The organism is Streptomyces sp. NPDC091387 (assembly GCF_044756945.1).
GTDB lineage: Bacteria > Actinomycetota > Actinomycetes > Streptomycetales > Streptomycetaceae > Streptomyces.
The window spans coordinates 425,515-435,159 of record NZ_JBIVTZ010000006.1 but is presented as its reverse complement, the minus strand read 5'-3'; the positions used below and the strand labels follow the sequence as shown (position 1 = coordinate 435,159).

Below are 9,645 nucleotides of genomic sequence, written 5' to 3'. Positions count from 1 at the left end.
GCTGCCGGGAGGCAGCGCCGAAGTCAGTGGTGCAGGGCCGGGGGCCCGGGTTCCGGGGTCAGACGCTTTCGCCCCCGGTCCTCTTCACACGGCGCCACGGATGGAGAAGGCTCCCGAGAATCTCGCCGGTTCCTGGGAAGGACGTGGGATCGCAGAGACCGACCGCGGCCGGCTCACGCCCCGACCGCCAGGTGAAACTTCCGAAGAGGTGGTCCCAGCACGACAGGTCGGATCCGTAGTGGCCTGCCTCGGACAGCTCCGTGCTGTGATGCAGTCGGTGCTGTTCGGGGCTTGCCAGGACGTGGTTGAGCCGGCCGATGCGTACGTCGATGTTGGCGTGGACGAAGTAGCCCTGCGCGGCCACGAACAGCCCCGTGGCGAGTACGGACTCACGAGAGAATCCGGCCAGCGACAGGGTGAGTTGGACGGCGCCCTGGGCGAGGGCGATGTCCAGGACGTGGTTGACGCCGTTGTTCGCGACGTTGACCTTCTGCGGTACGTGGTGCACACCGTGCAGCCGCCACAGCAGTGGGTTGGTGTGTCCCAGCCGGTGTACCAGGTAGCTGGCCAGCGAACCGCTCAGGAGGGCTGCCGGGATCTCGGCCCACAGAGGGAGCGCGGGATCGGCCGGCGAAATCCTCCCGACCGCGGTCGTCACCCCGAACTGTGCCAGGGCACTGCCTGCCATGGTGAGAAGGAAGTAGACGCCGTACCAGCGCCATTCGGTCCTGCTGGGATGCCAGTCGCGCCGGTGCGGGATCAGCCGTTCGAGCACGGTCAGGTAGAGGAGCGTACCCACCAGGAAGAGCGGGCTGACCCGACCGGGATCCAAGTGCAGAATCAGCGAACCGGCAGCCACCACGCAGGTGGCCGCCAGGAGCAGAGGATAAGCGAGGACACGCAGAATCCTCTGGTGGTGGTACCTCGCCGATAATCGCCGCGCGGAGCGAATGCAGCCGTCGGCGCGTCGTTCGTATTCGTACACCCGAAACACCTCCGTGGACATGCTGACCGGCCGCGCCGCCTGCGTCGCTGCAAGGGGAACCAGGGCTGCCGGCTTCATACGGAAGCCGAAAGCCCAGGGGCGTAACGGAATTTGATACCAAGAACCCACGCACCCTTGAGGGTGAATGCGGTTGGGTGAGAATGAGATCCGACCCGATGCGGTGAGCTCGCATGAGGTGTCCTGCACGAGCCCGCTACATTCTTTTCCGCTTCCAGCGGCTTCAATCCTCGACCGATGACTTGATGAGATTCCCCCCGAGCGCCGTGACTGGCCTCGCAGTCATTGAACCGGACGTTCGGTCCGGAAGAAATAGAGAGAGGCCCCACTGTCGCCAATGTGGGTTACTTAGTATTCTTTTCGTTTCATTCCCGCCCGCCGGGCCGGCACCGCGCAGCAGGTCATGTCGCACCTGCGGGTGTTCCGGTGGATCGCGGATCGCACCGGAAACGACCACGTCCGCGGCGCCGGGCATTCCGGGGAGCCGCCGGCCTGCACGACGGGGAACGCCGGGCATATCGAATTCGGACACCTGGCCCGATCTCGCAGCGGCCGTCTCACGGTCCGCGCGGGAAAAGGGCTGTGGGCGTCAACGGCTCCCGTGCTTACATGAGTTCCATGGTGTCCACCGACCGACTGCTGGCATTCGCAGCCATGTCATTCCTGCTGATCGTGATCCCTGGCCCCAGCGTGCTGTTCGTGATCGGGCGGGCGCTGGCGCACGGGCGCCGTGCCGCGCTGACCACCGTCGTGGGGAACACACTCGGAGCCTATGCACTGGTCGTGGCCGTGGCCCTGGGAGTCGGGGCCGTGGTGGAGCGTTCGGTCCTCGTCTTCACGGTACTGAAGCTGGCGGGCGCCGCATACCTCGTGCACCTCGGCGTCAAGGCGGTGCGGCAGCGTGGTTCGCTGCACACCGCCTTCACCCGTGACGGCCCCGCCCAGGGCGGTCTGCGCACCCTGTGGGAGGGGTTCGCGGTCGGCGTGGCCAATCCCAAGACCATCGTGTTCTTCGCCGCGGTACTGCCCCAGTTCGTCGACCGGGCACAGGGGCACGTCATGGTGCAGATGCTGCTGCTCGGTCTGGTCTTCAATGTCATCGCGGTGGCTTCCGACAGTGTGTGGGGGCTGGTCGCCGCCACTACGCGAAGCTGGTTCGCCCGCTCCCCGCAGCGCCTCGCCCTGGTCGGCGGCGCCGGCGGACTCGCGATGATCGGCCTCGGCGTCACCGTCGCCGCGACAGGACGCAAGGACTGATGGCCCCTCTCCCGGTTGCCATTCCTAGGATCCCTAGTTTATATCTAGAGATCCTAGGTTTACGGGAGGACGCATGGTACGGGCTGGTCTGACAGTCGAACGGGTGACGGGCGCGGGCGCCGAACTGGCCGACGAGGTCGGGCTCGACCGGGTGACGATGTCTCAGGTGGCACGGCGGCTCGGGGTGAAGGACGCGAGCCTCTACACGCACGTCCGCGGTCTGGACGACCTGCGTGGGCGGATCGCGCTGCTCGCGGCGGACGAGAAGACCATGCGCATCGCGGAGGCCACCGCCGGGCGCGCGGGCAGGGACGCGCTGGTCGCGTTCGCGGATGCCTGGCGGGAGTACGCCCACGAGCATCCGGGCCGCTACACGGCGACGCAGACCCCCATGGAGATCGATCCCGAGCTGGCCACGAAGGCGCCCGGACCGCGGCGCGCGGTCGAGTTGACCTACGGCATGCTGCGGGGCTACGGACTGGCCGAGCCCGACCTCACCGACGCGGTCCGGCTGCTGCGCAGCACGTTCCACGGATTCGTCGCCCTGGAGGCCGCGGGCGGGTTCGCGCACGCACGTTCCCCGCAGCAGTCCTGGGTCAGGGCCCTCGACGCCCTGCACACCCTGCTGGAGCACTGGCCGCCGTCCCGGGAAGGGGACTCCGCATGACGGAACCGACCGTCGGACGCTTTCGCGTGGACGGTGCGACCCTGCACTACGAGGTGCGCGGTCACGGCCCGCTTCTCCTGCTGATCCCCGGAGGGGCGGGCGGTGCCGCGTCCTTCGACGCGGTCGCCGACGATCTGGCCGCCGAATACACCGTCGCGACCTATGACCCACGCGGTATGTCCCGCAGCACGCTTGACGACCCCGGGGCCGAGCAGCGGGTGACCGAGCATGCCGATGACGCGTTCCGCGTGCTGGAACTGCTCTCGCCCGGTGAGCCTGCCCGCGTCTTCGGCACAAGTTCGGGCGCGATCGTCGCCGTGCACCTGCTCACCGCCCGTCCCGGACACGTCGAACGCGTCGTGGCGCACGAGCCGCCGATGGTGGAGGTCCTTCCGGACGCCCCCGGGCATCGCGCGCTCATCGCACGGGTGGCAGAGACGTTCCGTACGGAGGGGCTCATGCCGGCGATGACGGTCTTCGCCGCGGGGCTGAAGAAGGACGGTGACACGGCTGAGCCGGCGGCCGCGGTCGAGCTTCCGCCGCAGGCAGCGGCGCGGGCGGAGCAGACGATGACCAACCTGCCGTACTTCGTCGGGCGCATCGTGCCCGCCTTCATGTCCTACGCCCCGGACATCCACGGGCTCGAAGCACTGTCGGACCGGCTCGTACTCGGCTGCGGTGATGACTCACGCGGTGAGCTGCCCTACCGTCCGGCCGCCTTCCTGGCCGAGCGTTTCGGCACCGAACTCCAGCACTTCCCCGGCGGGCACACCGGCGTGACCACGCATCCCGCCGAGTTCGGTCAGCTCCTTCGCACGGTCCTCCGCGGCTGAGACGATGGCAGCGGGCCGTGTCAGGCCCGACACCGCTCCCCCGGTCGGCGCGCCGTGGTGGCGTGCCGACCGGGGGACGGGTCGTGTCCGGTCCGAGGACCGGAGCTACTTCTTGGCGGACGCCTTGCCGGTGCTGCCGTTGATGACGAACTGTGATCCGGGTTCGACCACGACATCGCCGTCGGCCGAACCGGTGATGGTCACATCGGTCAGGGTCGCACTGCCCCGTGCACCTCCATGGGCCAGAATCCCCGATCCGTTGACCGAGTTCTCGATGCGGACGTTCGAGATCTGGGCTCCGGGCACGGATCCACCGCCCGACTTGAACTGGATCCCGTCGTAGGTCGAGTCATGGATATCGGTGTCCCGGATCGTGACATCCGGGATGTCCTGACTGGCCGCGAACAGTGTGATGGCGCCGAACTCCTGGGCCTCGCCCCAGAACGCCCCGCCCGTGCGGAAGAGCTCGTTGTTGGCGATCAGAGTCTGCCCGGAGAACGGGAGCGGATCGTGGTCCGTCGCCAGCATGATGCCGGGGTAGTTCATGGTGTCGGAGATGATGTTGTTCTCGATCGTGTTGCCGTAACCGCCGTAGATCGCGATGCCGTTGGCCCGCCAGGGCATCTGAATCGTGTTGTTGCGGAAGTGGTTGTCATGACCGATGTCCACCGACGGGTTCTTCACGTACTTGCTCGACCACACGGCCAGCGAGTCGTCGCCGGTGTTCCTGAAGGAGGAGTTGAACACCGTTGAGTTACGGGTGCCGTTGGCGAAGTTTATGCCGTCCGCGTAGGTGTTGCGAATCCTCATACCCGTGAACTCGACGCCGTCACCGGGTCCCCAGAGGTCCGGAATGTTGTCGTAGTCGCGGCCGACCCACACGCCGACGTTCGCGTGCTCCAGCCACACATTGGTGATCTTGGTGTTCTTGCCGAAGCGTCCGTTCAGGCCCACGCCGCCCTCGGCGTTGCCGTCGCCGCCCCGGATGGTGCCGGAGCCGAAGATCGCGATGTCCGAGATCTTGGTGTTGTCGTCGATGTCGAAGCCGAAGTTGCCCTCGTGCGGGTGGTTGATGCCACCCGCGTCCTGCGGCGGGGTCAGGGTGTACAGCTGCGAGTGCCACATGCCGGCACCGCGGATCGTGACGTCGCGGATACCGACCTGGTTGTACTGGCCCCGGTTCAGCGGGTCGTCGGTGAGGATCTTCTGCTCCTGCCGCCACTGCCCCGGCGGAATCCACACACAGCCGATGGCACCGTTCTGATTTGCCGTCACGGCCCGCTGGATGGCGTCCGTGTCGTCGATCCCGTCGTTCGGGACGGCTCCGTAGGCGGTGATCGAGGTGCAGCCGGCCGGCTGGACGGCCGCCGGTGCCACCTGCTCCAGGTCGACGAGGTCGATGATGTAGAAGGAGGCCGAGTCTCCCGCGTCGCGCTGGAGACGGAACTTCGTACCGGCGGGGTAGGTCTGGCCCAGCAGCGCGTTGGACTCGTCGAACAGCCTGCGGGCGTCGCCCCCCGGCCTGTTGGTCAGACCCTCGGGGCTGTCCGTGTCACCGTACAGCCAGCTGTGCTTGGAGGAGAGGGTCAGCTTGCGGGCGAAGGTGCCGTTGACGTAGAGGCTGATCGTGGCCTCCGTTCCGCCGCCGCCGGGGGCGTCGGGGATGGAGTTGCGGACCACGATCGAGTTGGACGGAACGGTCGAGGTGATCTCGGCGTACTCGCCAGTGGAGTTGAGCCGCACGGACTGGCGGCCCGAGGACTCGGTGGCGAAGTTGGTGTGCCCGAAGGTGCGCTTCTTGTCGGACGTCAGCAACGTGCCCTGGTAGTCACCCTTTTCCGCCTCGTACTCGGTGTACGGAACCGCGGCCCCGCGGCCGACGACGATGGTGCGCGAGAAGACGTTGTTGTTCTCGTTCGTCTCGGCGACGACATCGGTCGCGTCCGCGGTGGCGGTCAGGTTCGCACCACCGCTCTTCGCGGTCCAGCTCCCGCTGATGGGCACGCTGACCGTGCCGCCGGCGGGAATCGTGCCGGTGTTGCCGTTCAGCGTGGTGCTCTCCACCACGAGTCGGGTCACCGTCGGTGTACTCACCGCGGTGGTGCCGCGGTTGTGCACGGAAACGGTGAAGCTGACGGCGGAGCCCACCGCGGGATTCGCCGGGCTGGAGGTGCTGCCGAGCACCTCCAGGTCCGGGCCGGGGCTCTGGGCGACCACGAGCTTCGAGGAGGCGGTGCGGCTGTTGTTGCTGTTGTCCTGCTCGATGACCGTGTCGGTCGGGTCGACCACCGCAGAGACGCTGTACGTGCCCATCGGCCGCTTGCCGACGTCGACCCGAACGGTGGCCGAGGCGCCGGCGGCGAGACCGCTCACCGGCGCGCTGCCGGCGACCACGCCCTCCAGGCTGACATCGACCGTTGTCGCAGCGGCCGGCGCCGTACCCACGTTGCGTACGGTGGCGCTCACGGTGACGTCGTCCTTCTCGGACGGCGAGGCGGGCGACCACGTCAGTTCGGAGATGATCAGGTCCGGGTTGGGGGCGGCGGTCCCGACGACCTGGATCTCGGCGACCTGCGCACCGGGAGCACCGGTGTTGGAGAAGAACTTGAGCTGGACGTCCGCGTACCGCCCGGTCACCGGGATCGTCACCGTGTTCTGGTTGCCGGTGGGGCTGAACGCGTAGTCGGCCCGGTCCTTGAGCGAGGTGAAGCCGGTGGCGGACTGGGAGCGGCCGAGGACCTGGAGCCCCTGGGTGCGGGCCGCCCAGGCCTGGTCCGGGGAGAGCTTGACGACGACGGCCTCGATGTCGGCGTCGGCGCCGAGCTTCACCGTCAGCGTCGCCGGGTAGCCGTTCGACTCCCAGTACGTGCCGGGCTTGTCGTCATTGGCGTTGGCCGCCACGAAGTTCTGCGTGTACGAGGACGCCTCGATCGGCTTGTTCAGTGCCAGGTTGGATCCGACGGTCGTCGGCGGGCCCGGATCGTCCCCGCCGTCCTCTCCGTAGACCTCCACCTGGGAGAGCTGTGCCGCGTTCCAGCCGGTGTTGGCCGTCACCTGCAACCGGATGTACCGGGCCTGCTTGGCCGTGAAGCCGACGGTGACGGTGTTGCCCGCCGACGGTGTGAACACCCGTGCGACCGAAGCGGACAGGGCGCTGAAGCTGCTTCCGTCCGCGCTGCCCTGCACGCCGAGTGTCTGGGTCCGTGCTTCCCAGGTGTTCGGCAGCTTCAGCACCACCTGGTCGACGTCGAACCGGGCCCCGAGGTCGATCTGCACCCACTGCGGGAGCGCGCCGGAGCTCTCCCAGTACGTCTGCTGGCTGCCATCGGTGACATTCGACGCCGGGTAGGCGCCATTCGATCCACTGGCCGTCGCGTGCTTACCGAGGGCGAGGTCGGGACCCTGTACGGCCGCCGAGGCGGTGACCGGCAGGAGCCCGACCGTCATCAGCGCGGCTGTCACCGCACCAATGAGGAACCGCCATCTGAACTGCTTCCATCTCATGCTGTCCTCTGTTCCGTGGAGGTGCGGGACCGGGAGGGCACGACGACGCGTCACCGGCCGCACGACGCGTACCGCGTCACGCGACCGGCAGGGGCCGGGGTGAGGGCTGCCGGTGCACCGATGGGGGAACGATCAGGTACGCCGGCAGGAGGGAGAGTGAGCCGCCTGCCGGGAAACTCACGCTCATTGCCTAGCATTTTGAGTGATCTGGTCAATATTTTGCGGTGCCGAGGTGACAGGTTTCTAGCAGGTCACACTTTTGTCAACGGTCCTCACACCGGCTCCGGGCGCCGCACACCACTGGATGCATCCCTCACCGAGTCACCGGAGCATCCATACATCGGATCTCAACGAGACCGCCAAGCACCCCAGTTGGAACCATGCGTGCGACTGGTGGCTGAAGTTGATTGCCGCATCGATCTTTCGAGCATCCATTGACATACCCCGGCGCACGTACTGCACTGACAACTCCTACCTTTGTCATGCTCAAGCTGAGTGGCAGGAGTACCGGCGTCATCATGAAGAGAACCCAACGGTCCCGCGGGTGGAAGACGGCCCTCACAGCCGTGGCCGCCACCGTCGCGCTGACAGGAACGCTGACAGGAACGGTGACCGCACCGACGGCTGCGGCATCCCCCACGGCCACCAGCCCGAACGGCAACGCCCTGGCCCTCACGCCGCCCATGGGCTTCAACAACTGGGCGCGTTACGGCTGTGGCACCAACGTGCCGAACAACGGGGACCAGGGGCCGACGCAGCAGCTCATCCTCGAGCAGGCCAAGGCACTCGTGGACACCGGTCTGGCCGCGAAGGGCTACGACACCGTCACCGTCGACGACTGCTGGAGCACCATGACCCGAGGCGCCGACGGCACTCTCGCCGCCGACAGCGCCAAGTTTCCCGGCGGAATGGGGTACGTCGGCTCCCAACTGCACAAGATGGGACTCAAGTTCGGCATCTACGGAGACATCGGAACGACAACCTGCGGCGGCTTCCCGGGCAGCTGGGGCCACTTCCGACAGGACGCGGACCTCTTCGCCTCCTGGGGCGTCGACTTCATCAAACTAGACGGCTGCAACATGCCGTCCACCGCGAGCAGCGCCACGGGTTACATCTCCGCGTACAACGACTTCGCCGCCGCGATGAAGGCCAATGCCTCAGGGCGCGACATGGTGTTCTCCGAATCGTCCCCCGCATACTTCTCCATCGGCGCATCCGATCTGTCCGACTGGTACGACGTGATCGACGGAGCCTCCGAGAGCGGGCAGCTCTGGCGGGGCGGGTACGACGTCAAGATGCGCAACATGGGCGGATCCGCGTGGGACAAGGGCACCAACGGTGCCGGAGTCATGGCGCAATACGCATACAACTCGCTGCTCTCACGCTATGCGGCACCCGGAAGCTGGAACGACCCCGACTTCCTCATCACCGGTGACGCACTCACCGACGAGGAGTCCAGGACCCAGTTCGCACTCTGGTCGATGATGGCCTCGCCGCTGATCCTCAGCACGGACGTCGCCGCGCTCAGCCCCTCCTCCCTTGCCACCGTGGGCAATACGGACATCATCGCCATCGATCAGGATCCGCTCGGCCGACAGGCCGGGGTCGTCTCACGCAACGGCACCGTAGATGTGCTGGCCCGGCCCCTGGCCGACGGCGACCTCGCCGTGTCCCTCCTGAACCGTGGCTCCACGGCCGTCCGGGCGAGCACGACGCCGGCCGATGTCGGGTTCCTGGGCGGCGGCTCCTGTTCGGTTTCGGTCAAGGACCTCTGGACCGGAGCCACGACAACCACGGCCACCATCGGCGCCACCGTGCCCCCGCACGGCACGGCCATCTTCCGGGTCACCCCCGGCGCGGGCTGCACCGGCCGGCAGCCGACCGGTCAGATCACCGGCATCGGCGGCAAGTGCGTCGACGACAGCGGCGCGGGCACGGCGGCGGGCAACCCGGTCGTCCTGTACACCTGCAACGCCGGCCCCAACCAGCGCTGGTCCCTGGCGCCCGACGGCACCGTCCGCACCCTGGGCAGGTGCCTGGACGCGGTGCAGCGGAGCGACAGCACGTACAACGGCTACTGGGCCGTGCTCAGCCCCTGCGACGGCAACGCTACCCAGAAGTGGACATACAGGCGCAACGGCTTCCTGGAGAACACCGGAGCCCCCGGGCACTGCCTCGACTCGTATGCCTCGCGGACCACCGACACCAATCCCCTGCTCGTCGACACCTGCGCCAACTCCCGTCCCAATCAGCAGAACCAGGTCTGGGCCCTGGCCGAGTAGGGGCGAGTCCTGACACATGTGCGGCCGCTCGGACCTCCGGGTGGCACTCTCCCTGGGGAGCGGGAGACCGGTGGGGACGGTGGTTTCCCGCTCCCCAAG

At 67.5% G+C, this 9,645-nt stretch carries 6 protein-coding genes; 4 read left to right on the top strand and 2 right to left on the bottom strand.

The genetic code is table 11. The features are described from left to right. Positions 1-58: 58 nt before the first annotated feature. A complete protein-coding gene (locus ACIQM0_RS15625) occupies positions 59-907 on the bottom strand; it encodes a sterol desaturase family protein (protein WP_401286472.1) in 849 nt (282 codons plus the stop codon). Between the two features lie 714 nt (positions 908-1,621). On the opposite strand from ACIQM0_RS15625, the gene ACIQM0_RS15620 reads away from it, so the two are divergent. From ACIQM0_RS15620 to ACIQM0_RS15610, 3 genes are all read left to right on the top strand, one after another. Next, on the top strand, positions 1,622-2,260 hold the full coding sequence (locus ACIQM0_RS15620; RefSeq protein ID WP_401286471.1) for a LysE family translocator: 639 nt from the start codon (positions 1,622-1,624) through the stop codon (positions 2,258-2,260). A gap of 73 nt (positions 2,261-2,333) precedes the next feature. Next, on the top strand, positions 2,334-2,927 hold the full coding sequence (locus ACIQM0_RS15615) for a TetR/AcrR family transcriptional regulator (protein ID WP_401286443.1): 594 nt from the start codon (positions 2,334-2,336) through the stop codon (positions 2,925-2,927). Further along, a complete protein-coding gene (locus ACIQM0_RS15610) occupies positions 2,924-3,760 on the top strand; it encodes an alpha/beta fold hydrolase (protein WP_401286442.1) in 837 nt (278 codons plus the stop codon). Before ACIQM0_RS15615 ends, ACIQM0_RS15610 begins: the two co-directional genes overlap by 4 nt. 105 nt (positions 3,761-3,865) lie before the next feature. Here the strand turns inward: ACIQM0_RS15610 and ACIQM0_RS15605 are convergent, their stop codons facing one another. Then, positions 3,866-7,264, bottom strand: coding sequence for a CARDB domain-containing protein (locus ACIQM0_RS15605; RefSeq protein ID WP_401286441.1), 3,399 nt, complete (start codon positions 7,262-7,264; stop codon positions 3,866-3,868). 518 nt (positions 7,265-7,782) lie between these two features. Between ACIQM0_RS15605 and ACIQM0_RS15600 the strand changes: the two genes are divergently transcribed. Then, positions 7,783-9,546 carry a ricin-type beta-trefoil lectin domain protein gene (locus ACIQM0_RS15600; protein WP_401286440.1) on the top strand — a complete coding sequence of 588 codons (1,764 nt, stop codon included), beginning with the start codon at positions 7,783-7,785 and terminating at the stop codon, positions 9,544-9,546. The last annotated feature ends 99 nt before the right edge of the window (positions 9,547-9,645 follow it).